Here is a 26566-nt window from a genome sequence, read left to right on the forward strand (position 1 = left end):
ACTGACAAAATGTCAGGCTGGCGTCAGACTCGCTTGGCAGAGGGCAGCCATGGACAGGAAAGCCCTCATCACCGCATCGACCGCGCTCGCCCTTGCGGCGGGTGCCGCAACCCTCTGGTGGTCGAAGGAGGCGCCCCCGCCTGCGCCCGACGGCGGCGAAACGGCCATCGCGCCGGGCAAGCTGACCGCCCGACAGATCGAGAAGCTCGGCATCGCGACCGCAGTCGCGGCGGCCGCCAGCAGTGCCGAGCTTGGCGCGGTCCCTGCGACCGTCTCGCTGCCCCCCGATGCGCGGGTCGCGGTGACCGCGCCATTCGACGGGATCGCAGTACGGCTGTTTGTTGTCGAGGGCGAGGCGGTAACGAGCGGTCAGCCGCTCGCCAGCATCCGCGCCGCCGAGCCTGTCCAATATGGCGCGGCGCTGGCGCGCGCGCAGGCGCAGCTGGAAGTTGCACGCGCCGCCGCGGGCCGCACCGGCCAGCTCGCCAAGGAAGGCATTGTCGCGGGCGCCCGCGCCGACGAGGCGCGCGCCGCGCTGCGCGAGGCTGAGGTCAATGTCGCCGAAAACCGCCGCATTCTCGCGCAGGCCAATGCCGACGGCAGCGGTATGATGACGCTGCGCGCGCCGATCGGCGGCCGGATCGCAGCCGTCAATGTGCAGGCGGGCGGTCCGGTGGGTGGCCTCAGCGCGCCGTTCATCGTCGAAAACACGGCGCGGCTGATGCTCGATCTGCAAATCCCCGAACGGCTCGCGGGCGCCGTTCATCCGGGCACCCCCGTCGAAGTCCGAATGCCCGGCACCGCGCCCGCCACGGGCCGCGTCATCGCGGTCGGCGGCTCGATCGACCCTACGACGCGCGCGCTGACGGCAAAGGCGCGCCTCGACGCCGCGCCCGCACTGGTCAGCGGCAAGTCGGTCGTCGCGATCCTCGGCGGCGTTCAGCCCGTCGCCGGTGCGAGCATCCCTTCCGCCGCGCTGACACGGGTCGGCGACAGGGATGCGGTTTTCGTGAAGGGGGCGGACGGATTCGCGCTGCGCCCCGTCACCGTCGCCAGCCGCGTCGGCGCCAGCGTGACGATAACCGCCGGACTGAAGCCCGGCGAACGCGTCGCAACCTCGGCAATCGCCGAACTCAAGGCCGTGCTGGGCGGCGAATAGGATGCTCGGCAAACTCGTCGAAAAGGCGCTCGCGCTGCGTCTTGCCGTCATCGGTGCCGCGCTGCTGCTGGGCGGCATCGGGGCCTGGTCCTTCGCCAATCTGCCAATCGATGCCTTTCCGGACATCAGCTCGACGCAGGTCAAGATCATCCTGAAGGCGCCGGGAATGACCCCCGAGGAGGTCGAGAGCCGCGTCATCACGCCGATCGAGATGGAGATGCTGGGCATCCCCGATCAGGCGAACCTGCGCTCGGTAGCCAAATATGCGATCGCCGACATCACGATCGATTTCAAGGACGGCACCGACATCTATTGGGCGCGCAGCCAGGTCGCCGAGCGGCTGTCGAATGTCGCGGGCGACCTGCCGGCGACGGTCGCGGGCGGGATGGCGCCGATCACTACCCCGCTGTCCGACATGTATATGTTCACGCTCGAAGGGCCACAGGATCTGACCGAAAAGCGGCGGGTACTCGACTGGATCATCCGCCCGGCGCTGCGCACCGTTCCCGGCGTTGCCGATGTCAACGCGCTCGGCGGCTTCGCCGAAACCTTCGAGGTGCGCCCGGACAATGGCGCGCTGGCGGCGGCGGGGCTGAGCGTCGAAGATCTGCGCGCGGCGATCGAGGCGAGCAATCGCAACGACGGAGCCGGTCGGCTCAAGATCGGCGACGAAGCGCTGATCGTGCGCTCGGTCGGCGCTATCCGCACGCTCGACGATCTCGCCTCGGTCGTGGTGCGCTCGCGGGATGGCGGTATCGTGCGCGTCGGCGACGTCGCGGCGGTGCGCGCCGGGCATCTGACGCGCTATGGCGCCGTCACGAAGGACGGCAAGGGCGAGGCGGTCGAGGGGCTGGTCATCGCGCTGCGCGGCGCCGACGCGTCGAAGGTCGTCGACGGAGTCAAGGCGCGGCTCGCGGAAATCCAGCCCAGCCTGCCGCGCGGGATGCGCGTCGACGTCTTCTACGACCGGTCCGACCTCATCGAACGCGCGGTCGGGACGGTCGAGAAGGCGCTGATCGAAGCGACGATCCTCGTCGTCATCCTGCTACTCCTGTTTCTGGGCGATGTCCGCGCGTCGGTCATCGTCGCACTCGCTCTGCCGATGGCGGCGCTGCTGACCTTCATCTTCATGCGGGCGATCGGACTCACCGCCAATCTGATGAGCCTCGGCGGGCTTGCCATCGCGGTCGGCATATTGGTCGACGGCGCCGTTGTCGTCGTCGAAAATGTCGTCGAGCGCTTGTCCGATCCCAGGCATCGCCGGATGGGCAAGTTGCATGCTGTGTTCGTCGCCGCGTCCGAAGTCGCGATGCCGGTCGCCTCGGGGCTCCTCATCATCGCGCTCGTGTTCCTGCCGCTGCTCACGCTCGAGGGGCTGGAGGGCAAGCTGTTCGCGCCCGTCGCGCTGACCATCGTGCTCGCGCTGCTTTCGGCGCTGGTCCTGTCGCTGACGCTGGTGCCGGTGCTCGCCTATTTCATCCTGAAGCAGCAGGACGGCCACCGCGAACCGCGCCTGATGCGTTTCCTGGCGCCGCGTCACGCGCGGGCGCTCGAATGGGCCTTTGCCCACCGCCGGACCGTCGCCGGGATTTCCGCGATCGGCCTGCTGCTCGCCGGGGTCGCTTATACGGTGACGGGCAAGACCTTTCTGCCGACGATGGACGAGGGGTCGACGATCGTTCAGCTCACCAAGCTGCCAAGCATCAATATCGAGCATAGCGCCGCGGGCGACATGAAGGTGCAGCGCGCAATCCTCGAACAGGTGCCCGAAGTTACCAGTGTGATCGCGCGCGTCGGCAGCGACGAGCTCGGCCTCGACCCGATGAGCCCCAATGAAACCGACAGCTTTCTTAAGCTGAAGCCGCGGTCCGAATGGCGCGTTGCCGACAAGGATTGGCTCAACGACCGGATTCGGGCCGTGCTCGCCGATTTTCCGGGGATCGATCCCAGCTTCACCCAGCCGATCGAGATGCGCGTTTCCGAAATGCTCACCGGTGCGCGCGGCGATCTGGCGATCAAATTGTTCGGCCCCGACCTTAAGGAACTGGCGCGGCTCGCGGGCGCGATCCAGGGCCGGCTCGAAACGATCCGCGGGACGAGCGAGGCGATGACGGTCGCCAACGACAGCGTCGATTATCTGCAGATCGACATCGATCGTATGGCCGCAGGGCGGGCGGGAATGCCCGTCGACATGCTGCAGGACATGATGCGCGCCGATGTCGAGGGCGTCCGCGCCGGCACGATCGCCGAAGGCGCGCGCCGGATTCCCGTGGTTATTCGCGGCGAAGGCGGCGACGGCATGGACGCGCAAAGCTACACCGACCGTCTCTATCGCACCCCCGCCGGGACTCTTCTTCGCACCAGCGATGTCGCGGCGATCGCACAGGTCGCGGGGCCGGTGAAGCTCGAACATGAAAATGGATCTCGCTTCGCGCTCGTGCAGGCCTTCGTCAGCGGCCGCGACCTTGTCGGCTACGTCGAGGAGGCTAAGGCGGATATCGGCAAGCATGTGAAACTGCCGCCCGGCTATCGTATCGTCTGGGGCGGCCAGTTCGAGAATCAGCAGCGGGCGGCCGCACGCCTGATGATCGTGCTGCCGATCGCGGTGCTGATGATCTTCGTCGTTCTTTATCTGACGCTGCGCTCGCTGCGCGCGGCGGCGCTGATCCTCGTCAACATACCCTTTGCGGCGGTGGGCGGGATGATCGCGCTCGCACTATCGGGCGAATATCTGTCGGTTCCCGCCTCGGTCGGCTTCATCGCGCTGCTCGGCATCGCGGTGCTCAACGGGCTCGTCATGGTCAGCTATTTCCGTCAGCTGCGCGAACGCGGCGTCCCGCTGCACCAGGCGGTGCGCGAGGGCGCCGCGCGGCGTCTGCGCCCGGTGCTGATGACCGCGAGCATCGCCGCCTTCGGCCTCGTCCCGCTGCTCTTCGCGTCCGGTCCGGGGTCGGAAATCCAGCGCCCACTTGCCATCGTCGTCATCGGCGGACTGGTGACGGCGACGCTGCTCACACTCATCCTGCTGCCCATCCTGTACGAGCGCTTCGGCGAAAGCGCTGCCGAGCGCGGCGCGGGCGATCAGGATCATCCTGCCGGAGCCCCTGCATGACCCGCCTTCTGTTCCTTGCCGCCAGTCTGGCCCTGACGTCGCCTGCCGCCGCCGAGCCGGGACTGTTGCCCGAAGCCGTGGTGCGCGAGGCGCTCGACGCCCACCCCTCGGTCATTGCGGCGAGAGCCCGTGTCGATGTCGCGGCGGCAGAGAAGCGCGCGCTCGAAGCCGGACCCTATGAGTTCAGCGTCACCGGCAGCTATGTCAGCCGCAGCATCGACCGCGAGGGGCGCTTCAACGAATATGACGCGATCCTCGCGCGTCCGGTTCGTATGCCGGGCAAGGCGCGGCTGGACCGCAAGGCCGGCGCGCTGGGCGTCGAGGCCGCCACCAATCATTTCGAAGATGCTCGGCATCAGGCCGCGTTGTTGCTCAACGCGCTGTGGTGGGACTGGGTCGGTGCCAACGCCGAGGCCGTCGTCGATGCGCAGGGCGTCGAAAATTATGCAACGCTGGTCCGGATCGTGCGCCGACGGGTCGATCTGCGCGACGCCCCGCAGCTTGAGGCCGATCAGGCCGAAGCCGCGCTGGCGGAGGCGCGCCTGCTCGCGGCCCAATCGGCGGGGCGCGCCGATCTGGCACGGGCCCGGCTTGCCGCACAATTTCCGGGTATCGCCCTGCCCGCCGAGGCACCGACGCTCGCCACGCCGACCTTCGATTCAGCCGGGGCGTCGCAGATGCGCGATCAGGTCATCGAACGCAGCCACGAAATCGCTGCCGCCGATGCCGAGGCGCGGCGCTTTGGTGCACTCGCCGAACGCGGGCGGCAGGACCGGATTCCCGATCCCACCGTCGGCCTCCGGCTGTTCAGCGAACGCAGCGGCGCCGAACGGGGCGCGGGTCTGACCGTAACGATCCCGATCGGCGGCAATCACCGCGGCGCCATGGCGGCGCGCGCGGCGTCCGAGGCGCAGGCCGCGGCGGCGCAGCTCAGCGCTGTCCGCTTCGATGTGCAGGAAATGGCCGACGGCGACCTCGCGCGCGCTGCCGCGGCTTATTCGGCGTGGCAGCGCGCCGATCAGGCGCGCGCGGCGCAGATGGCGGCGCTCGCCAAGCTTCGCCGCGGGCAGGATCTGGATGCGATCGATCTCGCCGACGTCCTGCTCGGAGAGCGCCAGACGCACGCGTCGTTCCGGGCCGAAACGATCGCCCGCACCGAAGCGCTGCGCGACATCACCCGGCTGCGCATCGACAGCCATAATCTGTGGATCAGCGAATAGGCCGCGCCGTTCAATTCGCCGGCTTCGTCACGTCGATCTTTTCGACCCATTCGGGATAGAAACTCGGTTCGCGCGCCGACCAGCCGGGCGCGGTGGCGGCGGCTTCGCTGATCGACTGGAGCAGCAGCTTGCGCTTGTCTGGGTGCAGGTGCGGCAGCGATGCCGCGGCGCAGAAGGCGCCGGGCAGCCATGGGCGCGCGTGCGCGCCGAGCAGACGTTCATAGAGAAAGCGATAGGCGGCGAAGGTGGGCAGGCGATCCTGCCCCAGATCGAAGGCCGATACCGCGACGAGCGGCGCCATGAAGCCTTCGAGCGCGTCGAGTCCGCTGTCCTCCGGAATATGGGTGCGAATGTCGCATAGCCGCTGATAGACGCGGGCTTGAACGCGGATTGCCGCTTCTTCGACCATGTCGCGCGACCAGCGTTCGATTGCATCGTCACGCTCGAGCCCGATATCGAGCGAGCGGCGAATATAGCGCTGCGTCCCTGCAGCGAAGCCCGCAAATTCCTTGATTTCGGCGAGGGACAAATCGCCGGATGCCGGTCCCGAACGCGTCGCCATGGTCATGCTCCCGCTTGCGCACCCCGGGGAGCCGTCCCCCCGGAGGCTTGCATCGAACAGTCTGCCACTGAAATGGTTAGTGGCCGGTTAACCATGACGTCGGCGCGCGTTCAGCTTCGCTTGTGGGGCGTTGCGCCGCGCCGCGACCGGGCCTAATCAGCGTGTCATCAGACCATAAGACACGCAGGGACAACAATGTCGCACGCACCGCAGCCGGTCATTTCCGCCACCGGCCTCTTCACCCCCGCCGAACGCATCACCAACGAAGAACTTGTCGCCAGTTTTAACCGGTATGTTGCGCTGCACAATAGGGAAAATGCCGCGGCGATCGCAGCGGGCGAGATCGACGAACTCGCTGAATCGAGCGTCGATTTCATCGAAAAGGCGAGCGGCATCGGATCGCGCTACGTCGTCGACAAGGCGGGCATCCTGGACCCCGAGCATATGGCACCGCGGCTTGCCGAGCGGACCAATGACGAGCTGTCGATCCTCGCCGAGATCGGCGTGGCGGCCGCAAAGGACGCGCTGGCGCGCGCCGGCCGCGATGCCGCCGACGTCGATGCGGTGCTGTGCGCGGCGTCGAACATGCAGCGCGCCTATCCCGCAATGGCGATCGAGATTCAGCAGGCTTTGGGCATCGACGGCTTTGCCTTCGACATGAATGTCGCCTGCTCCTCGGCGACCTTTGGCATCCAGACCGCGGCCGACTATATTCGTGCGGGGCATGCAAGGAGCGTGCTGGTCGTGAACCCTGAAATCTGTTCGGGGCACCTCAATTGGCGCGACCGCGACAGCCATTTCATCTTCGGCGACGTCGCCACCGCGATTCTCGTCGAGGACAAGGCCATCGCGCCGGCGGGGCATTGGGACATATTGGGTACGCGGCTGAAGACCGTTTTCTCCAACAATATCCGCAACAATTTCGGCTTTCTGAACCGCGCCCACGGCGCCATCGACCAGTCGGGACCGAAGACCGACAAACTGTTCGTCCAGGAAGGCCGCAAGGTGTTCAAGGAAGTGGTGCCGATGGTTGCCGCCATGATCGTCGAGGAAATGGAGAAACTCGGCCTGCAAGGCGCCGACATGCGCCGTCTGTGGCTGCATCAGGCGAACACCAATATGAACCGCCTGATCGCGCACAAGGTGCTGGGGCATGAGGCAAGCGCCGACGAAAGCCCGACGGTGCTCGACACCTATGGCAATACCTCAAGCGCCGGGTCGATCATCGCCTATCACCTGAACCACGAAGATATGCAGGCCGGCGATACCGGGCTGATCTGTTCGTTCGGCGCCGGTTATTCGGCGGGTACGGTGTTCATTCGCAAGACGTGACCGCCAAAATCGTCACCTCCGCGAAGGCGGGGGCGACGGAACCGCTTACGGCACGAAGGTCGTGAACAGATAGATTGCGAACAGCATCAGGTGGATCGTGCCCTGCAGCACGGTCGTTCGCCCGTTCGCCAGCGTCTGTGACGCGACGATCAGCGACAGGAACAACAGCACCGTCGATTTGGCATCGAGGCCCAGGCTGATCGGCATGTCGGTGGCGATCGACAGGATCGCGACCGCCGGGATGGTCAGTCCAATCGTCGCCAGCGCCGATCCGAGCGCAAGGTTGAGGCTGGTTTGCAGCCGATCGGCCTTTGCCGCGCGTACTGCTGCCAGTCCTTCGGGGGCGAGGATCAGCGCCGCGATCAGAACGCCGAGCACCGCCGGCGGCGCGCCCGCTTCGGCGAGCAGCGCGCCGATCACCGGAGACAGCGCTTTCGCCAGCAGCACGACCCCGAACAGGCACGCGACGAGCAGGGCGAGCGACAGCCACATCCGCTGCGCCGATGGCGGGGCGGCGTGGGCGTCGGGTTCGTCCTGCGCTTCGCCATCGGGCAGGAAATAATGGCGGTGGCGCACGGTCTGGACGAGCGCGAAGGTTGCATAGAGGATGAGCGACACCACCGCGACGAAGCCGAGTTGCGTCGCCGAATAGCGCGGCCCCGGCGCGCTCGAGGTGAAATTGGGGAGCACCAGCGTCACCACCGTCAACACGGTGAGCGTCGCCAGCGCAGCGCCCATTCCGGTGCGCTGGAACCGTTGTTCATGATGGCGGATCGCGCCGCTGAGCAGACAAAGCCCCATCAGCAGGTTGATGATCACCATTACCGCCGCGAACACCGTGTCGCGCGCTAGCGTCGCCGCCTTTTCGGGCTCGGCCTGCATCAGTGTCAGGATCAGCCCCACCTCGATCACCGTCACCGCCAGCGCGAGGATCAGCGTCCCGAAGGGTTCGCCGACGCGGTGCGCGACGACTTCGGCATGATGGACCGCGGCGATCACCGACCCGGCGAGGATAACCCCGACCAAAAAGGGATTGAGCGGTATCGCCAGGCTGGCGATCGCGGTACCGAAACCGAGGATCGGAAGCAGGTCGTTGATACGGTCGGCGAGGCGGAGCTTGGCTGTCATCGGCTTTCTATTGCAGCCGCTTGGCCTCAGCGCCAGTCCTTCAGGACATCAATGCGCGCGCACCGGCAGCCCTGCGGCGGCGAGCCGCGCATGCGCCTCGGCGATCGTCGCTTCGCCGAAATGGAAGATGCTGGCCGCGAGCACCGCGCTCGCGCCGCCTTCGATCACGCCGGCGACCAGATGGTCGAGATTGCCGACACCGCCCGATGCGATCACCGGCACCGACACCGCATCGGCAATCGCGCGGGTGAGCGCGAGGTCATAGCCGTCCTTGGTCCCGTCGCGGTCCATGCTGGTGACGAGCAATTCGCCCGCGCCCAGTTCGGCAAGGCGCACCGCATGGGCAAGCGCATCGACCCCGGTCGGGGTGCGTCCGCCATGGGTGAAGATTTCCCACCGCCCCTCTGCGACGCGGCGCGCGTCGATGCTGCCGACCGCGCACTGGCTGCCGAAACGGTCGGCGATGTCGGCGACAAGTTCGGGGCGCGCCACCGCGGCGCTGTTCACCGCGACCTTGTCGGCGCCCGCGAGGAGCAGCGCGCGCGCATCGTCGGCGCTGCGCACGCCGCCGCCGACGGTGAGCGGCATGAAGCAGACTTCGGCGGTGCGTGTGACCATGTCGAGCAGCGTGCCGCGCCCTTGGTGGCTCGCGGAAATGTCGAGGAAGCAAAGCTCGTCGGCGCCCGCCGCGTCATAGGCGCGCGCGGCTTCGACCGGATCGCCGGCGTCGCGCAGGTCGACGAAATTGACGCCCTTCACGACGCGCCCATCAGCGACGTCGAGGCATGGGATCACGCGGACGCGGACGGTCATGCCCGCCCCGCCGGGATCGCTTCGGCGAGGTCGAGGCGGCCGTCATAGAGCGCGCGGCCGGTAATCACGCCTTCGATCCCGTCGGCGACGCGCGGGCGCAGCGCATGGATGTCGCCAATATCCGCAACGCCGCCGCTCGCGATCACCGGGATGGCGACCGCGCGCGCCAGCGCCACGGTCGCGGCGACGTTGCAGCCCTTGAGCAGCCCGTCGCGCCCGACGTCGGTGAACAGCAGCGCAGCAACGCCGGCATCTTCGAAGCGCCGCGCCAGATCCTCGACGCGCACGTCGGAGACGTCGGCCCAGCCTTCGGTCGCAACCATGCCATCGCGCGCATCGACGCCGACGATGATCCGGCCCGGCAAATCGCGCGCGGCCGATTTGACGAAATCGGGGTCTTTGAGCGCCGCGGTGCCAATGATGACGCGCTCTACCCCGAGCGCGAGCCAGCGATCGACGCCCGCGCGATCGCGGATACCGCCGCCGACCTGCACCCTGCCCGGAAAGGCCGCGACGATGCTTTCGACCGCCGCGCCGTTGACGCTTTCACCGGCGAAGGCGCCGTCGAGATCGACGACGTGCAAATGGCTGGCGCCCGCGTCCGCGAACAGCCGCGCCTGCGCCGCCGGATCGTCGCCATAGACGGTTGCGCGCGCCATATCGCCTTCGGCGAGCCGCACCACCTGCCCGCCCTTGAGGTCGATCGCGGGGAAGATGATCAGGGGCGCCATGCGAGGAATCTTTCGAGGGTCGCGAGGCCATAGGCCTGGCTCTTTTCGGGGTGAAACTGCACGCCGACGATATTGTCCTTCGCCACCGCGGCGGTGAAAGGGCCGCCGTGACTGCTCGTCGCCGCGACATGCGCCGCGTCGGCGAAATGATAGCCGTGCAGATAATAGGCCTCGCCCGCAGCCAGCACCGGATGCGCGAAACTTGGCACGACATCGTTCCAGCCCATGTGCGGGATGCGCAGTCCCGGCGCCGGCGTGAAGGCGCGCACCGTTCCGCCGATCCAGCCGAGCCCTTCGTGCCGCCCATGCTCCTCACCCGCGTCGGCGAGCAATTGCATTCCGACGCAGATGCCGAGGAAGGGCGCGCCCTCGCCGCGAACGCGCTGCTCCAGCGCCTCGATCAGCCCGGGAATTGCCGCCAATCCGTTCATGCACGCGGCAAAGGCCCCCACACCCGGCAGCACGATGCGGTCGGCTTGTCCCACGACATCGGGATCGGCGGTGACGGCAACATCGTCCGCGCCCGCCGCGACGAGCGCATTATGCACCGAGCGAAGATTGCCCGCGCCATAGTCGATCAGGGCAATGGCGCTCATGGACGGCCCCTAAAGGACACCCTTGGTCGACGGAATCGCGTCGCCCTTGCGCGGATCGATCTCCACGGCTGCACGCAGCGCGCGGGCCAGCGCCTTGTACATGCTCTCCGCGATATGGTGGTTGTTCTCGCCATAAAGCGTTTCGATGTGGAGCGTGATCCCGGCGGTCTGGGCAAAGCTGTGAAACCAGTGCGGAAACAGCTCGGTATCCATCTCGCCGAGCCGCGGCTGCGAGAAGGCCGATTTCCAAACGCAGTGCGGGCGCCCCGAAATATCGAGGATGCAGCGAGTCAGCGTTTCATCCATCGGCGCATGGGCTTCGCCGTAGCGGGCGATACCGCGCTTGTCGCCGAGCGCCTTCGCCACGGCTTCGCCGAGCGCGAGCGCCGAGTCCTCGACCGTATGATGCTGGTCGATGTGCAGATCGCCCTTCACGGTCATCGAAATGTCGATCAGCGAATGGCGCGACAATTGTTCGACCATATGGTCGAGGAAACCGATTCCGGTGGACACCGAATAGTCGCCGGTACCGTCGAGGTTGACGGCGATCGCGATATCCGTTTCCTTGGTCGTGCGCTGGACGGTGGCGGTTCGCATGGCATGCCCCTTAGAGCCTAATTTTCGCGTTGCAAGGCGACTCTGCCCCACAGACCCCCCTTGACCCGCGCCCGTCGTCCGTTCATCCCCCACCGCCATGAGTGATGACGTTCGCGACAGCCTGATTCCCTATGACGAAATCGTGCAGGACGCGCTGCGCGCCGTGGTCGGCCGCGTGCTCTCGCAAGTCGAGGGATCGGACCATCTGCCCGGCGAGCATCATTTCTACATCACCTTCAAGACGCAGGCGCCGGGTGTATCGATCCCCGCGCATCTGGTTGCCAAATTCCCCGACGAAATGACGATCGTCCTCCAGAACCGCTTCTGGGACCTGAAGGTCGAAGAGGATCTTTTCAGCGTCGGCCTGTCGTTCAACCAGACGCCCTCGACGCTGGTGATCCCCTATGCCGCGATCACCGCCTTCGTCGATCCGTCGGTCGATTTCGGCCTGCAGTTCCAGGTCAGCGAAGACGAGCTGGAGCAGCCCGAGCCGCATGACGAAGCCGATAATGACCGCCCCGATGTTGCGGTCGAGGACGGATCGAATGTCGTGACGGTGGATTTCGGCAAGAAACGATAGGATGGCGGGCCCCAACTGGCCCCCCAGCCGCTTCTGGCAATATTGGGCACTCGCAGGGATGCTGGTGTTGACCGCCGCCTTCTGGTGGGGTGTCGAGGGCTATGCCCGGTTCGAAAGCGGCGTCGGCGATGCGATCGTCGACGGGCTGCTGCGCTTCAGCCTGCTGATCCTGACCCCGGCGCTGCTGATCGTCTGGGCAGCCGCAGCCTGGTTCCGGCGACGGATTGGCGAAGGCGGCTATTGGCAGTTTCTGGGCATGGTCGCGCTGATCTGGGCCGGCGCGGTGGCCGTGACGAGGATATTGATAGGATGAGCGGCACGCGGATCGAGAGCGACAGCATCGGCGAGATCGCGGTCCCGGCGAACGCCTATTGGGGCGCGCAGACGCAGCGTTCGATCGAGAATTTCCCTTTCGGCGCGCGCGAGCGGATGCCGATCGAGATCGTTCATGCGCTCGCGCTGGTCAAGCAGGCGGCGGCGCGGGTGAACCGTCGGCACGGCCTGTCCGCCGAAAAGGCCGACGCGATCGAAGCGGCGGCGCGCGAGGTCGCCGACGGGAAGCATGACGACCAGTTCCCGCTCGTCATCTGGCAGACCGGCAGCGGCACCCAGTCGAACATGAATGTCAACGAGGTGATCGCCGGGCGCGCCAATGAGATGCTATCGGGCCAGCGCGGCGGCAAATCGCCCGTGCATCCCAATGACGACGTCAACCGCAGCCAATCGTCGAACGACAGCTTCCCGACCGCGATGCATGTCGCCGCGACACTGGCGATGACGCACCGGCTGATGCCCGCGCTCGACCGTTTGATGGACGCGCTGCTTGTGAAGGCGAAGGCGTGGGACGATATCGTCAAGATCGGCCGCACCCATTTGCAGGACGCCACTCCACTGACGCTGGGCCAGGAGTTTTCGGGCTATTATGCGCAGCTCCGCCTGTGCCGGACGCGCACCGAACCGATGGTCGACCATGCCATCACCCGGCTTGCGCAGGGCGGGACCGCGGTCGGCACCGGGCTCAATGCCCCGGCGGGTTTTGCCGAGGATATCGCGGCCGAACTGGCGGCGATCACCGGCCTTGGCTTCAAGAGCGCACCCAACAAGTTCGAGGCGCTGGCGAGCCACGACGTGCTGGTTGATCTGTCGGGCCGGCTCAACACGCTCGCAGTCGCGCTGACCAAGATCGCCAACGACATACGCCTGCTGGGATCGGGGCCGCGCGCCGGCCTGGGCGAGATCGACCTGCCAGCGAACGAACCCGGCAGCTCGATCATGCCGGGCAAGGTCAATCCGACCCAGTGCGAAATGCTGACGATGGTGGCGGCGCAGGTGATCGGCAATCATCAGGCGGTAACCGTCGGCGGGATGCAGGGGCATCTTGAACTAAACGTGTTCAAGCCGCTGATCGGCGCCAATGTGATGCGCTCGATCGATCTGCTCGCGACGGGGATGGAAGGCTTTGCGGTGCGCTGCGTCGAGGGAATCGAGCCCAATCGCGCGCGCATTGCCGAACTGGTCGACCGATCGCTGATGCTGGTGACGGCGCTGGCGCCCGAAATCGGCTATGACAAGGCCGCGAAGATCGCCAAACATGCGCATGAGACGGGATCGACCTTGCGCGCGGCGGCGCTCGACCTCGGCTATGTCGACGCTGCGACCTTCGACCGCGTCGTCAACCCGCGGCACATGCTCGGCCCGGAACCCGAATCGCCTGCCGGGGATTGATAGGGGGAGGAAGGATATGAAGATGATGGGACGGATCATCGGCGGCGTGATCGGGAGCGCGATCGGCCGCAGGAAAGGCAATCATACGATGGCGGGCGCCGTGATCGGCGCCGGGACGCTGTTCGTCGCGCGGCGGATGTTCCCGCAGCGCTATGCGGCGCTCGCCGCGACCGCTGCGGCGGCCTATCTTACCAAGAAATGGGCCGACCGCGCCGAAGCGCGGCATGCCGCCGAGGCCGCGCATCGCGCCGACAGCGCGCTCGCGCAGGAGGGCGTCGTCGATCCCTATGCGGGGATCGTCCACACCGACGGCCAGGATCTGGGCGACGCCCTGCCGCCTGCGATTCCGGTGGACGAAAAGGCGCCGCGCCCCGCCACCCACTGAGCAGCGTGCACCGAGCAGCGAGCGCTATCCGCCCGCCTGCCACTCCTTCACCGCCTCGATCGGTGTGACCAGCATGAGTATGTTGAGCGTCAGATTGTCGCGGATCGCCCACAGGGTGAAGAGTTCGAAGGCGAGCGCGAGCGTGACGGTCGTCCACCAGCGCATCCGGCTGGCGGCCAGAAATCCCAAGATCATGAAACCGGCGTCGCTGACCGAATTGAGTACCGAATCGCCCGCATAGCCATAGGCCATGGTGACCTCGCGGTAGCGGTCGATGATAACCGACGAATTTTCCAATATCTCCCATGCGCCTTCGATCCCGATCGCTACGGCGAGCGCGGCCCACAGCGGCGCGCGCGGCATCAGCCAGCGCGACAGACCGTAAAAGATGAAGCCGTGGATGATATGGCTGAAGCTGTACCAGTCCGAAATCTGCTGGCTGTTCTGGTTTGACTGGACGGTGCCGTGCCAAAGGCTGATCGTGCCGCAGGGGCAGATCGGCGGGCGCCCCATCGCGATAAGTATCGCGGCCAGCAGGCCGAGCAGCCCCGCCGCGACCAGCCAGCCCGTGCGCGACATTCCCCGCATCCCCGCATTCCTTCCCGCTTGACCGCCGCCCTCGCTCGGGCAATTAGCGCCCATGGCTGAAAGCGTCCACCTCAACCGCCGCGGCGTCCTGTTCGTCCTCTCCTCGCCCTCGGGTGCAGGCAAGACCACCATCTCCAAAAAGATGCTCGCGGGCGACCGCGACATTGCGCTGTCAATCTCTGCCACCACGCGGCCGATGCGTCCCGGCGAGCAGGATGGGGTCGATTATCATTTCGTCGACGTCGACACGTTCAAGCAGATGGCCGCTGATGGCGAGTTTCTCGAATGGGCGCATGTCTTCGGCCATCGCTACGGCACCCCTCGCGACCGCGTCGAGCAACTGCTCGCAGCCGGCAAGGACGTGCTGTTCGATATCGACTGGCAGGGCGCGCAGCAACTCTATCAGGAAGCGGGCCCCGATGTGGTGCGGGTGTTCATCCTGCCGCCGACGATGGAGGAGCTCGAACGCCGGCTGCGCGCGCGCAACACCGACAGCGACGAAGTGATCGCGGCGCGGATGGCACGCGCGGCGAACGAGATCAGTCACTGGGACGGCTATGACTATGTGCTGATCAACGACGATATCGAAGGCTGCTTCGAGGAAGTGAAGGCGATCCTGCGCGCCGAGCGGCTGAAGCGCCGCCGCCAGATCGGCCTGATCGGGTTCGCCCGCGATCTGATCCGCTCGGTGCCCGAGGCGGACCCGACGCTTTAGAGCGCCGTCATTGCCACCCCGGCGAAAGCCGGGAGATTACCACGTCGCCGTTGGTTCCTCGCAATGACGAAAGCTCAACCCGGCCGCGCCAGCTTCGCTTCCAGTTCCCTTACCATTTCGGCGCGCAGCGGCTTGGCGGCGCCGTCGGTGCGGCACACCACGACCGTATCACAGGTCGCGATGCAGCGACCGTTCTGGAACATCGCCTGCACGATCGTCCAGCTCGACGTGCCGAGGCGGCCGATGCCGGTCGCAATTTCGACCGGGTCGGGAAAATTTCCCTCACCCAGATAGTTGATCTCGACCGCGGCGACCATCGTGCGCTCGTTCGCCGGGCGCTCCTCCCAAGGACGGATTTCGCGGTTCAGTAGCACGCGGCCGCTTTCAAACAGTGCCGCGAAGGCCACATTGTTGAGGTGACCGTTGATGTCCATGTCCTGGAACCGCGTCTGCAGATCGAGGTGGACAGGGTAGCTGGCGGCATCGAGCCGCCAGCTTTCCGGCTTCGGCATATCAGCGCGGACCCATGCGGATGCCGCCGTCGAGGCGCACGTCCTCGCCGTTGAAATAGCCGTTTTCGATCATGGTCAGCGCGAGACCCGCATATTCGGCCGGGTTGCCGAGGCGCTTCGGATTGAGGACCGAGGCCGCGAGCGCATCGCGGACATTCTGCGGCGCCGCGCCGAGCAGCGGGGTGTCGAAGATGCCCGGCAGGATCGTGTTGACGCGGATGCTTTCCGCCGCAAGGTCGCGCGCGATCGGCAGGGTCATGCCGACGACGCCGCCCTTCGACGCCGAATAGGCTGCCTGACCGATCTGGCCGTCCTCGGCCGCGACGCTCGCGGTGTTGACGATCGCGCCGCGTTCGCCATCTTCCATCGGGTCGAGCGTCATCATGCCCGCCGCCGACTTGGCGATGCAGCGGAAGGTGCCGACTAGGTTGATCTGGATGATCCAGTTGAAGGCATCGAGCGGGAAATGCTTGATGCTGCCGTCTTCTTTCGACCGGCTGGCGGTCTTGATCGCATTGCCGGTGCCGGCGCAGTTCACAAGGATACGCTCCTGACCGATCGCGGCGCGCGCCTTTTCGAAGGCGGCGTCGACCGACGCATCGTCGGTGACATTGCATTCGCAGAAAACGCCGCCGAGTTCGGCAGCAAGCGCCTCGCCCTTTTCGGCCTGCAAATCGAAGATCGCGACCTTGACGCCCTTCGCGGCAAGTGCGCGCGCGGTGGCGGCACCAAGGCCCGAAGCGCCGCCGGTGACGACGGCGGATACGGTGGAATCGAGTTTCATGTCATGTCCTTTCCCTGAAAAATGCGTGTTCCGGCGAAAGCCGGAACCCAGAGCGTGAACAACTGACTTCCGCGTCAGGCCGCCCTGGGCTCCGGCTTCCGCCGGAGCACAAGATCGTTAGAGCCGCTCGACGATGGTGACATTGGCCTGGCCGCCGCCTTCGCACATCGTCTGAAGACCATATTTGCCGCCGGTGGCGTCGAGCACGCCGAGCAGCGTCGCCATCAGCTTGGTTCCCGAGGCGCCAAGCGGGTGGCCGAGCGCGATCGCGCCGCCATGCTGGTTGAGCCGCGCATGGTCCGCGCCAAGATATTTGAGCCAGGCGAGCGGCACCGGCGCGAACGCCTCGTTCACTTCATAGGCGTCAATGTCCTCGATCCGCAGACCCGCCTTCTTGAGCGCCTTTTCGGTCGCGAACAGCGGCTCTTCGAGCATGATGATGGGGTCGCCCGCGGTCACCGAAATATGGTGGATGCGCGCGCGCGGGGTCAGCCCATGATCCTTGAGCGCCTGTTCCGACACGATCAGCGCGGCCGACGCGCCGTCGCAGATCTGCGAGCTGGTCGCCGCGGTGATGGTGCCGCCTTCCTGCAGGATCTTCACCCCGGCAATGCTTTCGAGCGTCGCGTCGAAGCGGATCCCCTCGTCGACCGTGTGGCGCTGCGGCCCTTCGGGCGTCTCCACCTCGATCCCGACGATTTCATTGCCGAACAGCCCCGCCTCGGTCGCGACGCGGGCGCGGCGATGGCTTTCGAGCGCGAAGGCATCGAGGTCGTCCTTGGTGAAACCGTGCTTCTTGACGATCATCTCGGCACCCATGAACTGGCTGAACATGATGCCGGGATATTTTTCCTCGAGCCGCGGCGACTTATAATTGCCGAGCCCTTCCTTCATGAACAGCGTCGCGACGCTGCCCATCGGTACGCGCGTCATGCTTTCGATGCCGCTGGAGAGGACGATATCCTGCGTGCCCGACATCACCGCCTGCGCGGCGAACATCATCGCCTGCTGCGACGATCCGCACTGCCGGTCGATCGTCACCGCGGGGATCGAATCGGGAAGCTTCGAGGCGAGCACGGCATTGCGGCCGAGGTCCATCGTCTGCTCGCCGCCCTGGCTGACGCAACCGGTGATGACATCGTCGATCTTCGACGTGTCGAAGTCGTTGCGGTCGGCGATCGCGTCATAGACCGCGGCGCCGAGGTCGACAGGGTGAACACCGGCGAGCTTGCCGCCGCGGCGACCGCCGGCGGTGCGGACGGCATCTACGATATAGGCTGTGGCCATGGAGAGTTCCTTTCCGATTGTCGCCGCCCCTGCGAAGGCGGGGGCGACGGGATTAAAGCTTGCGCCCGATCAGTTCCTTCATGATCTCGTTCGTGCCGCCAAAGATGCGCGTCACGCGCGCCGCGCGCCAGGCGCGGGCGATCGGATATTCGTTCATATAACCCGCGCCGCCGAACAGCTGGAGACACTTGTCCATCACTTCCCACTGAAGATCGGTGTGCCACAGCTTCGCCGCAGCGCCCTCTTCGGGGGTGAGTTCCTTCTTCAGATGCCGCGCGAGCGCCCAGTCGAGGTGCGCCCAGCCGACCTGCAGCTTTGCCTTCAGATCGGCGAGGACGAAGCGGCTGTTCTGGAAATCGAGGATCGGCTTGCCGAACGCCTTGCGGTCGCGCGTATATTCGACAGTATCGTCGAACGCGCGCTGCGCCGAGGCCTGCGCCGACACGGCGATCGACAGGCGTTCCTGCGGCAGTTCGCTCATCAGATAGATGAACCCCTGTCCCTCTTCGCCGAGACAGTTAGTGATGGGGACGCGGACGTCGTTGAAGAAAAGCTCCGACGTGTCGGCTTCGTCCTGCCCGATCTTGTCGAGGTTACGGCCGCGCTGGAAACCGTCGCGATCGGCCTCGACGAGCACGATCGACACGCCCTTCCAAGCGGGCTGCACCTCGGTGTCGGTCTTGACGCAGACCAGGACCAGGTCGGCGTTCTGGCCGTTGGTGATATAGGTTTTCGACCCATTGATTACATAATGGTTGCCATCCTTCTTTGCGGTCGTGCGCATGCCCTGAAGGTCGCTGCCGGTGCCCGGCTCGGTCATCGCGATCGCGGTGACCACTTCGCCCGACACCATCTTGGGCAGCCAATGCTTCTTCTGCTCTTCGCTGCCGTAACGGACGATATAGTTGGTGACGATATCCGACTGGAGCGAAAAGCCGGTGGTGACGCGGCCATAATAGGCGCTTTCCTCGTCGACGATCGCATTATAGCCGAAGTCGAGACCCAGCCCGCCATATTCTTCGGGAACGGTGGGGCACAGCAGGCCCAGCTCGCCCGCCTTGGGCCACAGATCCTTCGGCACGATGCCGTCCTCAGCCCATTTCGCCTGATTGGGCGCGACTTCTTTTTCGAGGAACTGGCGCACCGTCGCGCGGAACGCCTCATGATCGTCGGTGTAAGCGGTGCGCGACAGATTATCGAGCGACATCCTTCTTCCTTTCCCTGAGCGCGTCCGGACGATTTCGGGGAGCCGGTGCGCGCGAAACGGGGCCGCGCCGGGGCACGTCCTTCGCTTGCTAATGGACCTTACGTTTACGTCCACGTCAAGTGGAAATGCCGTTACGGCATAAAACGCACGCGAAGCCGCCCACCGTCTTGTCGCCCCGGACCGGATACCGGACCCGTGCGCCCCGCGCGGCGAGAATCGACCCCGCATCAAGTCAGTGACGATGAACGGAATCTGCGCCGAGGCGGCTGTTCCATAATCGAATCAGGCACCGAATAGGTTTGCGGGCGCTGGGCAGCGCCGCCGCGCCGCGCTAAGCCGCTGCGATGGTCGATCTCCTTCTCGATGCGCAGGCGCTGCTCGGCGAATCGCCGCGCTGGCACGCCCCCGAAGCACGCCTTTACTGGGTCGATATCGATGCGCATCGCATCCATCGCACCGATCCCGCGACTGGCGCGACCGAAACGATGCAGCTCGACCAGCCCGTCGGCTGCGTCGCGCCGCGCGCGGACGGCGGGCTGGTCATGGGCCTCAAGGACGGCTGCGCGCTGATCGACGCGTGGGGCGAGGACCCGCGCCCCTTCGGTCCGGCGGTGCTGGCGGGCATAGCCGAACAGCGCTTCAACGACGGGTGCGTCGATGCCGCGGGCCGCTTCTGGATCGGCAGCGTGACGCGCGACAAGTCCAACCCGGGCGCAATGCTGTTCCGCCTCGACCCCGACGGGACGCTGACTCCGATGCTCGGCGGGCTGCTGACGAGCAACGGCGCGGCCTTTAGCCCCGACGGCCGCACCTTTTATCATGCCGACACGCCAACGCATGCGCTGCACGCCTATGCGGTCGACCCCGCGACCGGCGCGCTTGGCGACGGCCGGCTGTTCCACCAGTTCGAGCAGGGCAAGGGCCGCCCTGACGGCGGAACGGTCGATGCCGAGGGTTGTTACTGGTCGGCGCTGTGGGACGGATGGCGCGTCGTGCGCCTGTCGCCCGCCGGCGAGATTCTCCAGACGATCGAGATGCCCGTCCAGCGCCCCTCGATGATCGCGCTGGGCGGCGCCGACCTGTGCACCGCCTTCGTCACCAGCGCGGGCAAAGACCTGTCCGATGGCGACCGCGCGGCCCAGCCGCACGCTGGCGGCCTCTTCACCTTTCGCGTCGATGTGCCGGGGATCGTCCAGCCGGGCTTTGGCGGGTGAACGGCGCGCGCCATATGGCATGAAGCGACAGGTTGCAGGCATTCGAGGGCTCTACACATCGTTTATGTTCCCGCGATAAGACGATTATCGATGGTTCCGGCATGAGGATGATACATTGTTAATGCAGTTCATCGTGGCTGTTTTGGCCCAGACGGCTTCCCCGCCGCCGCCACTAACTGCGATAGAGGACTGGTCATCCTACGCCCCAATCGCAAACAGCGACCGTGTTTCCGTCGTCTGCCCCGAGGCAGGCCGAGTAACGGCGGAGTTTGACCGGCAGGGCTATGTGGTTTCTGTCGTTGCAATTGAAGGATTTTCGCGGCGTCTTTCGAAGGATGATCGGTCAGCAATCAACGCCGCCATCGCGCCCCTTCACGTTTTGGACCGGGTCGAGATCGGCTGCAACGGTCCTAACGAAGCACTAATTCACGTTTTGGGAGGATTCGAAGAAGCCAACGGCAAGATGATGCGGCAAGTGGTGCCGATGGTCTGGGGAAAGTCGGGCTTAAGAGGCGTCGGGGGAAGCAAACTTCCTCGGATAGAGCTATCACCAAATCTCCGGTGAAAACCAGAAGCGGTCGGTCGGCATCCCATCCCAAAGTCGCCGTTCACCACCGATTTAAATTGAATCGGAATCGACCGATTGCTGCCATTTCACAGTGATGTATATTCCTCATGATGAAGAGTCTGCTCTGCTTGCTGCTTGCAGCATCTTTTTTGATTCTGATTGGCCGTTCCATCCGAGCGGGCGTGCCGATTGGCTTCACCGATCCACGCCGCGATGAAAGACCGTTTCAATTCTGGCTCGTGATGACTTTCATGCTGCTGCCGGCCATGTGGCTCACAAGCGAAGCGTGGAGTAAACTGCGCTAGTACTGAGGTAAGCTAGGCGCGCTTCCGACCGATTTTGGTCGTCATTCCAAGGTACCAACGATCCTAATAGCCGTCGTTAGTTTTCCCAAACATCTCCGTTTAGCCCGTGATTTTCTTCGAAAATTTCAATTATCGACTGGGCATCTCCGGGTGTCGCGGCGGTCAAATCCTCCAGAGCGACACTGACCCCATCTGGGCTAATGATCCGATTAGTGACTCGCAAAAGTCCGGTGAATGGGTGGGTGTCGCAGAAGGCTTCGACCGACCTTGTAATCCGGAATGACAATACATCGCCGACCTGAGGAATCAGGGGTAAGCGCATGCTGCCTGAGATCATGCCAAACGCGGCGTTCGTGGTGAACAGTGATATGTCTAGATGAACGTCAAACACGGCCTGGCTCCGAAGCGGCTCGGTAGGGGCATAGGCAAGCAGTCTTAACGTCCCCTTTGCACCGATCTAAGGCCGAAAGCCGCCTTTCTGCTCTCCCACCGCATTCCGGTCATTCCCGCAATGACTGGAGCGCTTGCCGGGCTTGACCTCGTCGGCTTGCACACTGCCGCCCTATCGGGTTAAGGCACCTCCCGACATGGTTTCGTCCGAAACCAAAACCCCCGGGAGATCACAGATGCCGCGTATCGCGCCCCGCCCTGTCCGTCATTTGTCGATGCTGCTTGCATCGACGGCGCTGATGATGGGTTATAGCCAGATGAGTATTGCCGCCGAACCCGCCGCCAAGGCGCCCGCTTCCGCCCCGGCCGACGCGAACCCGCTGCTTGCCCCGTGGACCGGTCCCTATGAAGGGGTGCCGCCGTGGGACAAGCTGGACCCCGACCTGTTCCCCGACGCCTTTGAAAAAGGGATGGCCGAGGTGAAGGCCGAGGTGCAGGCGGTCATCGACAATCCCGCCGCGCCGACTTTCGAAAACACGCATGTCCCGATGCAGCTTGCCGGCGAAACGATGGACCGCGTCTTCGCGATGTGGGGCGTGCAGACGTCGAACAAGTCGAACGACCGCGTCGAAGATATCGACGCCGAATGGAGCCCGAAGCTCACCAAATTCTATACCGAGCTGTTCCTCGATCCCAAACTCTTCGCGCGCTACAAGGCGGTGTATGACGCGCGGCTGACGAGCGGGCTCAACGCCCAGCAGATTCGCATTGTCGAGCGCAGCTATGACGAGATGGTGCGCGACGGCGCCAATCTGCCCCCCGCCGATAAGGCGAAGCTGGTCGATATGAACGCCAAGCTGGAAGGGCTGTTCTCGACCTTTTCGTCGAAGCTGCTCGGCGATGAAAAGCTATACACCTTCGTCACGGACAAGGCCGAACTCGACGGGCTGCCGGCAGGTTTCGTGGCTTCGCTGGCCGCTGCGGCCGAGGCGCAGGGCAAGCCCGGCCAGTGGGCGATCAAGAACACCCGCTCGTCGGCGCAGCCGGTGCTTCAGAATGCTACCAATCGCGCGCTTCGCGAGAAGGTGTGGCGCGCCTTCGTCAATCGCGGCGACAATGGCGATGCCAACGACACCAATGCGACGATCGCCGAAATACTGAAGCTGCGCCAGGCGCGCGCCGAACTGCTCGGCTTTCCGACCCATGCCGATTATCGCATGGCCGACACGATGGCCAAGACGCCCGCGAACGCGATGGCGCTGATGATGAAGGTGTGGCCCGCCGCGGTCGCGCGCGTGCATGAAGAGGTAGCCGACATGCAGGCGATCGCCGATGCCGAGGCAAAGGCGGGCAAGGGGCCGAAGATCACCATCGAGCCGTGGGATTATCGCTTCTATGCGGAGAAGGTCCGCAAGGCGAAATACGACCTCGATGAAAGCGAGGTGAAACCGTACCTCCAGCTCGACAAGCTGCGCGACGCGATGTTCTGGTCGGCGGGGCGGCTCTATGATCTGGGCTTCCGCGAAAACACCGGCACGATCCCGGTCTTCGATCCCAAGGTGAAGACGTTCGAGGTCTATAACCTCAAGACCGGCAAGAATGTCGGGGTCCTCTACCTCGACAATTTTGCGCGCGACGGCAAGCGTTCGGGCGCTTGGATGACCACCTATCGCAGCGAACAGGGGCTGGGCGGCGAACGCAACGTCCTGGCGTCGAACAACAATAATTTCACCGAAGGCGCGAACGGCGAACCGACGCTCGTCAGCCTCGACGATGCGACGACGCTGTTCCACGAATTCGGGCACGGCATCCATTATCTTTTGCAGCAGGTCTATTATCCGGCGCTTGCCGGGGTGCCGCGCGACTTCGTCGAATATCCGAGCCAGGTGAACGAGAACTGGCTGATGACGCCCGAAGTGCTGTCGAAATTCGCCACGCACTACAAGACGGGCGAACCGATGCCGCAGGCGCTGGTCGACAAGATCATCGCGTCGAGCAAGTTCAACCAGGGGTTCGAGACGGTCGAATATTTGGCAAGCGCGATCGTCGACATGAAGCTGCACGACCGCAAGGTGCCGGTGACCGACGTCGATGCTTTCGAACGCGAAACGCTGGCCGAAATCGGCATGCCCAAGGAAATCGTCATGCGGCACCGTTTGCCGCAGTTCGGTCATCTGTTCAGTTCCGACGCCTATTCGGCGGGCTATTACAGCTATCTCTGGTCGGAAACGATGGACGCCGACACCTGGGCTGCCTTCATGGAAGCGGGCGGGCCGTGGGACCGCAGCGTCGCCGACAAGTTCCGGACCATCCTGTTGATGACGGGCAACGAGACCGACCGCGCCGAAGCCTATCGCGCTTTCCGTGGCCGCGACCCCGACGTGAAGGCGCTGCTCGAACGCCGCGGGTTCCCGACCGGCGAATAATCAAACGAAAAACCGGGGAGCAAAGGGGGCCGCCGTGCCCCCTTTGTTTTGTCCGCTGTCCACAACAGAGACGATCGGAGGCCTTCCACCAGCGCTGATAGACCAGCTCCAGCCGATTCCTGTTGACGGCCACCGAATCCGATATAAATATGATATCATCTTTATATCGGATGATTCGGAGGGTAAGATGGGAGACGGAACTGCGCCGGCACTGAACCGCAGCCGTGAAACGCGGGCTGCGACACAGAGTGGCTATCTGATGCTGCTGGTCTGGCTGGTGCTGGTCGGCATCGCGATCTGGGCGGCGGTGGCCAACATCAATGGCGAAACGGTTGACTGGAACTGGAAATGGGGCGTTGTTGTCGCAAGCGGCGTCGTCGGCACCCTGATCCTGTGCGGCTTTTACCTGATCAATCCCAATGAGGCGGCGGCGATCCAGCTGTTCGGCAGTTACAAGGGCACCGACCGCGAAAGCGGGCTGCGCTGGGTGTTGCCGTGGCTGACCCGCAAGAAGATCGCGGTGCGCGCGAACAATGTGATTTCGGACAAGATCAAGGTCAATGACCTGCGAGGCAACCCGATCGAGATGGCGGCGCAGGTCGTCTGGCGCGTTACCGACACCGCGCAGGCGCTGTTCGACGTCGACGATTACAAGGAATTCGTCCTCGCGCAGATCGAGGCGGCGGTGCGCGCGATCGGATCGCGCTATCCCTATGACGATCATACGCATGACGAGATCACGCTACGCGGCAACCATGAAGAGGTGGGCGTCGAGTTGCGGAAGGCGTTGATCGAGCGGCTCGACGTCGCGGGAATCACCGTCGACGAATGCGGGCTGACGCACCTTGCCTACGCCCCTGAGATCGCCGGCGCCATGCTGCGCCGCCAGCAGGCCGAGGCGGTGGTCGCCGCCCGCGCCAAGCTGGTCGAAGGCGCGGTGTCGATGGTCGAGATGGCGTTGCAGCAATTGTCCGAAAAGCAGGTCGTCGACCTCGACGACGAACGCCGCGCCGCGATGGTATCGAACCTGATGGTCGTCCTGTGCGGTGAGCGCGACACGCAGCCGGTCGTCAACGCCGGATCGCTCTACTGAGCCCAATAACGATGTCGACAGCCGCCAGGAAAGCCTTTGCCCTCCGCGTCGATCCCGCCCTTTACGCGGCGATCGAGCGGTTGGCGGCGGCCGAATTGCGCAGCGCCAATGCCGAGATCGAAATGCTGCTGCGCGAAGCGCTCGCCCGCCGCGGCGTTGCCGTGAAGGCGAGCGAAAAGCCCCGCCGCGGTCGCCCGCCGGCGGCAGCCGGTACGCGCGCGACGGAGTCCCCTGATGAAGAATAGGATCGCGGCTGCGGCCCTCGCCGCTGCCCTGCTGCTCACCGCCGCGCCTGCCGGGGCAAGCCCGGTCGCCAGCGAAATCAGCGCGCCGGGCCCCGACGGCCCGCTCGCCGGCACATTGCTGAGCGCCGAGAAGGCGGGCGCCCCCGTCGTCTTGATCATCCCCGGATCGGGGCCGACCGACCGCGACGGCAACAGCCCGCTCGGCATCACCTCGGCAAGCTACCGCCTGCTTGCCGAGGCGCTGGCGCAAAAGGGCATCTCCGCGGCGCGCATCGACAAGCGCGGCATGTTCGGCAGCGAGGCGGCGGTCACCGATGCGAATAAGGTGACGATCGCCGCCTATGCTGCCGACGTCGGCGCATGGGCGCGTAGCCTGACTGAGCGAACCGGCCAGCACTGCATCTGGGTGGCCGGACACAGCGAAGGCGGGCTGGTCGCCATCGCGGCCGAAGCCGATCCGCATGTCTGCGGCCTGATCCTGATATCGGCGATGGGACGCCCCTTCGACGTGGTGCTGCGCGAACAGCTTGCCGCCAATCCGGCCAACGCGCCGATCCTGTCCGACGCCAACGGCGCGCTCGACCGACTGGCGAAGGGCGAGCATGTCGATGTGAGCGCAATGCACCCGGCGCTCGCCCGCGGTCTCTTCAATCCGGCGGTGCAGGATTATCTCATCGACCTGATCAAGCACGATCCCGCCGCGATGCTGGCCGCCACCACCAAGCCGGTGCTGATCGTCGCGGGCAGCGCCGATTTGCAAATTCCCCTCGCCGATGCCGAAAAGCTGAAGGCCGCGCGCCACGACGCGACACTGTCGGTGATCAAGGGGATGACCCATGTGCTGAAGCAGGCGAGCGCGAGCGACCGCGCCGCCAATATGGCGACCTACACCGATCCGAGTCTGGCGATCGACCGTTCGCTCGTCGCCGACATCGTCCATTTCGTGCGCGCGAACAGCCACTGAAGGAGGCCCGATCATGCTTCACCTCTTCCTCGACAAGAAGCCCTGGTTCCGCGCCAAGAACCGCGGTTATGGCACCGGCCTGCCGATCGCGTGGCAGGGGTGGGTCTTCATGGCGCTCCACATCGCGCTGATCGCCGGGCTGTCGATGGCGCTGCGCAACCAGCCGGTCGCGATGACCATCGTTGTTGTCCTCGCCGCGCTTGCGCCCATGCCCATCTACCAGGCCCGCACCGAGGGCGGCTGGAAATGGCGCTGGGGCAATCGCGCCGCGGAAAAGCGCGGCGACAAGCGGCGGAAAAAATAGCCGCGCTGTCCGCCCCGACCGATT

29 protein-coding genes are annotated in these 26566 nt (G+C 65.2%); 17 read left to right on the forward strand and 12 right to left on the reverse strand.

Annotated features, from left to right (window positions below; translation table 11 throughout):
• The first annotated feature begins 49 nt into the window (after window positions 1-49).
• The 3 genes from MU856_RS15240 to MU856_RS15250 are packed head-to-tail and all read left to right on the forward strand — an operon-like array spanning window position 50 to window position 5491.
• On the forward strand, window positions 50-1159 hold the full coding sequence (locus MU856_RS15240; RefSeq protein WP_062901566.1) for an efflux RND transporter periplasmic adaptor subunit: 1110 nt from the start codon (window positions 50-52) through the stop codon (window positions 1157-1159).
• 1 nt (window position 1160) lies between these two features.
• Window positions 1161-4271 carry an efflux RND transporter permease subunit gene (locus MU856_RS15245; protein WP_263587840.1) on the forward strand — a complete coding sequence of 1037 codons (3111 nt, stop codon included), beginning with the start codon at window positions 1161-1163 and terminating at the stop codon, window positions 4269-4271.
• Entirely contained in the window at window positions 4268-5491 is a 1224-nt protein-coding gene (locus tag MU856_RS15250) for a TolC family protein (protein ID WP_062901564.1), read from the forward strand. Before MU856_RS15245 ends, MU856_RS15250 begins: the two co-directional genes overlap by 4 nt.
• A 10-nt stretch (window positions 5492-5501) precedes the next feature.
• Here MU856_RS15250 and MU856_RS15255 read toward each other — a convergent pair whose 3' ends face one another.
• Window positions 5502-6053, reverse strand: a complete 552-nt coding sequence (locus MU856_RS15255; RefSeq protein WP_062901563.1) for a hypothetical protein — start codon at window positions 6051-6053, stop codon at window positions 5502-5504.
• A 195-nt stretch (window positions 6054-6248) separates the two neighbouring features.
• On the opposite strand from MU856_RS15255, the gene MU856_RS15260 reads away from it, so the two are divergent.
• Window positions 6249-7385, forward strand: a complete 1137-nt coding sequence (locus MU856_RS15260) for a beta-ketoacyl-ACP synthase III (RefSeq protein ID WP_186401599.1) — start codon at window positions 6249-6251, stop codon at window positions 7383-7385.
• 45 nt (window positions 7386-7430) lie between these two features.
• Here MU856_RS15260 and MU856_RS15265 read toward each other — a convergent pair whose 3' ends face one another.
• Genes MU856_RS15265 through hisB form a run of 5 tightly spaced genes read right to left on the reverse strand, consistent with a single transcriptional unit; the run spans window position 7431 to window position 11250 of the window.
• Window positions 7431-8513: a calcium:proton antiporter gene (locus MU856_RS15265; RefSeq protein WP_062901561.1), complete on the reverse strand. Its 1083-nt coding sequence runs from the start codon at window positions 8511-8513 to the stop codon at window positions 7431-7433.
• A 48-nt stretch (window positions 8514-8561) separates the two neighbouring features.
• Entirely contained in the window at window positions 8562-9326 is a 765-nt protein-coding gene (gene hisF, locus MU856_RS15270; RefSeq protein ID WP_263587841.1) for an imidazole glycerol phosphate synthase subunit HisF, read from the reverse strand.
• On the reverse strand, window positions 9323-10057 hold the full coding sequence (gene hisA, locus MU856_RS15275; protein WP_263587842.1) for a 1-(5-phosphoribosyl)-5-[(5-phosphoribosylamino)methylideneamino]imidazole-4-carboxamide isomerase: 735 nt from the start codon (window positions 10055-10057) through the stop codon (window positions 9323-9325). Before hisA ends, hisF begins: the two co-directional genes overlap by 4 nt.
• Window positions 10045-10653, reverse strand: a complete 609-nt coding sequence (gene hisH, locus MU856_RS15280; RefSeq protein ID WP_062901559.1) for an imidazole glycerol phosphate synthase subunit HisH — start codon at window positions 10651-10653, stop codon at window positions 10045-10047. Before hisH ends, hisA begins: the two co-directional genes overlap by 13 nt.
• Before the next feature lie 9 nt (window positions 10654-10662).
• Window positions 10663-11250, reverse strand: a complete 588-nt coding sequence (hisB, locus tag MU856_RS15285) for an imidazoleglycerol-phosphate dehydratase HisB (RefSeq protein ID WP_003041798.1) — start codon at window positions 11248-11250, stop codon at window positions 10663-10665.
• A 97-nt stretch (window positions 11251-11347) separates the two neighbouring features.
• On the opposite strand from hisB, the gene MU856_RS15290 reads away from it, so the two are divergent.
• The 4 genes from MU856_RS15290 to MU856_RS15305 are packed head-to-tail and all read left to right on the forward strand — an operon-like array spanning window position 11348 to window position 13940.
• A complete protein-coding gene (locus MU856_RS15290; RefSeq protein WP_062901558.1) occupies window positions 11348-11830 on the forward strand; it encodes an SspB family protein in 483 nt (160 codons plus the stop codon).
• 1 nt (window position 11831) lies between these two features.
• Entirely contained in the window at window positions 11832-12143 is a 312-nt protein-coding gene (locus MU856_RS15295; RefSeq protein WP_062901557.1) for a hypothetical protein, read from the forward strand.
• Window positions 12140-13555, forward strand: coding sequence for a class II fumarate hydratase (gene fumC, locus MU856_RS15300; RefSeq protein ID WP_062901556.1), 1416 nt, complete (start codon window positions 12140-12142; stop codon window positions 13553-13555). Before MU856_RS15295 ends, fumC begins: the two co-directional genes overlap by 4 nt.
• Window positions 13556-13577: 22 nt before the next feature.
• Window positions 13578-13940, forward strand: a complete 363-nt coding sequence (locus MU856_RS15305; protein WP_254535719.1) for a hypothetical protein — start codon at window positions 13578-13580, stop codon at window positions 13938-13940.
• A 24-nt stretch (window positions 13941-13964) separates the two neighbouring features.
• Here MU856_RS15305 and MU856_RS15310 read toward each other — a convergent pair whose 3' ends face one another.
• A complete protein-coding gene (locus MU856_RS15310; protein WP_186401594.1) occupies window positions 13965-14519 on the reverse strand; it encodes a DUF2585 domain-containing protein in 555 nt (184 codons plus the stop codon).
• 61 nt (window positions 14520-14580) lie between these two features.
• On the opposite strand from MU856_RS15310, the gene gmk reads away from it, so the two are divergent.
• Entirely contained in the window at window positions 14581-15243 is a 663-nt protein-coding gene (gmk, locus tag MU856_RS15315; RefSeq protein ID WP_062901553.1) for a guanylate kinase, read from the forward strand.
• Between the two features lie 74 nt (window positions 15244-15317).
• On the opposite strand, the gene MU856_RS15320 is transcribed toward gmk, so the two are convergent.
• From MU856_RS15320 to MU856_RS15335, 4 genes are all read right to left on the reverse strand, one after another.
• Window positions 15318-15755, reverse strand: a complete 438-nt coding sequence (locus MU856_RS15320; protein ID WP_062901552.1) for an acyl-CoA thioesterase — start codon at window positions 15753-15755, stop codon at window positions 15318-15320.
• A gap of 1 nt (window position 15756) precedes the next feature.
• Entirely contained in the window at window positions 15757-16539 is a 783-nt protein-coding gene (locus tag MU856_RS15325) for an SDR family NAD(P)-dependent oxidoreductase (RefSeq protein WP_058812323.1), read from the reverse strand.
• Window positions 16540-16656: 117 nt separating this feature from the next.
• Complete coding sequence (locus MU856_RS15330; RefSeq protein ID WP_263587843.1) at window positions 16657-17826, reverse strand: acetyl-CoA C-acetyltransferase; 1170 nt, start codon at window positions 17824-17826, stop codon at window positions 16657-16659.
• A gap of 52 nt (window positions 17827-17878) precedes the next feature.
• Window positions 17879-19033 (reverse strand): acyl-CoA dehydrogenase family protein, encoded by a 1155-nt coding sequence (locus MU856_RS15335; RefSeq protein WP_003041771.1) that lies wholly within the window; start codon window positions 19031-19033, stop codon window positions 17879-17881.
• Between the two features lie 344 nt (window positions 19034-19377).
• Here MU856_RS15335 and MU856_RS15340 point away from each other — a divergent pair, with 344 nt between their 5' ends.
• The 3 genes from MU856_RS15340 (at window position 19378) to MU856_RS15350 (ending at window position 21120) form a co-directional block, all read left to right on the forward strand.
• On the forward strand, window positions 19378-20247 hold the full coding sequence (locus MU856_RS15340; RefSeq protein WP_062901551.1) for an SMP-30/gluconolactonase/LRE family protein: 870 nt from the start codon (window positions 19378-19380) through the stop codon (window positions 20245-20247).
• A gap of 121 nt (window positions 20248-20368) precedes the next feature.
• Window positions 20369-20812: a hypothetical protein gene (locus MU856_RS15345; RefSeq protein ID WP_202988453.1), complete on the forward strand. Its 444-nt coding sequence runs from the start codon at window positions 20369-20371 to the stop codon at window positions 20810-20812.
• A 110-nt stretch (window positions 20813-20922) separates the two neighbouring features.
• The gene (locus MU856_RS15350; protein ID WP_263587844.1) at window positions 20923-21120 is read left to right on the forward strand and encodes a hypothetical protein; all 198 of its coding nucleotides are present in this window, start codon (window positions 20923-20925) and stop codon (window positions 21118-21120) included.
• Window positions 21121-21196: 76 nt separating this feature from the next.
• Here the strand turns inward: MU856_RS15350 and MU856_RS15355 are convergent, their stop codons facing one another.
• Complete coding sequence (locus MU856_RS15355; RefSeq protein WP_263587845.1) at window positions 21197-21511, reverse strand: hypothetical protein; 315 nt, start codon at window positions 21509-21511, stop codon at window positions 21197-21199.
• Window positions 21512-21746: 235 nt separating this feature from the next.
• On the opposite strand from MU856_RS15355, the gene MU856_RS15360 reads away from it, so the two are divergent.
• The 5 genes from MU856_RS15360 to MU856_RS15380 all read left to right on the forward strand — a co-directional run bounded on the left by MU856_RS15360 (window position 21747) and on the right by MU856_RS15380 (window position 26542).
• On the forward strand, window positions 21747-23936 hold the full coding sequence (locus tag MU856_RS15360; protein ID WP_263587846.1) for a M3 family metallopeptidase: 2190 nt from the start codon (window positions 21747-21749) through the stop codon (window positions 23934-23936).
• A 187-nt stretch (window positions 23937-24123) separates the two neighbouring features.
• Window positions 24124-25029: an SPFH domain-containing protein gene (locus MU856_RS15365; protein ID WP_263587847.1), complete on the forward strand. Its 906-nt coding sequence runs from the start codon at window positions 24124-24126 to the stop codon at window positions 25027-25029.
• A gap of 11 nt (window positions 25030-25040) precedes the next feature.
• Window positions 25041-25274, forward strand: a complete 234-nt coding sequence (locus MU856_RS15370; RefSeq protein WP_263587848.1) for a toxin-antitoxin system HicB family antitoxin — start codon at window positions 25041-25043, stop codon at window positions 25272-25274.
• Window positions 25264-26238, forward strand: a complete 975-nt coding sequence (locus tag MU856_RS15375) for an alpha/beta hydrolase (protein ID WP_263587849.1) — start codon at window positions 25264-25266, stop codon at window positions 26236-26238. Before MU856_RS15370 ends, MU856_RS15375 begins: the two co-directional genes overlap by 11 nt.
• 13 nt (window positions 26239-26251) lie before the next feature.
• Entirely contained in the window at window positions 26252-26542 is a 291-nt protein-coding gene (locus MU856_RS15380; protein ID WP_263587850.1) for a hypothetical protein, read from the forward strand.
• The last annotated feature ends 24 nt before the right edge of the window (window positions 26543-26566 follow it).

The organism is Sphingopyxis sp. GC21, assembly GCF_025727575.1.
GTDB lineage: Bacteria > Pseudomonadota > Alphaproteobacteria > Sphingomonadales > Sphingomonadaceae > Sphingopyxis > Sphingopyxis terrae_A.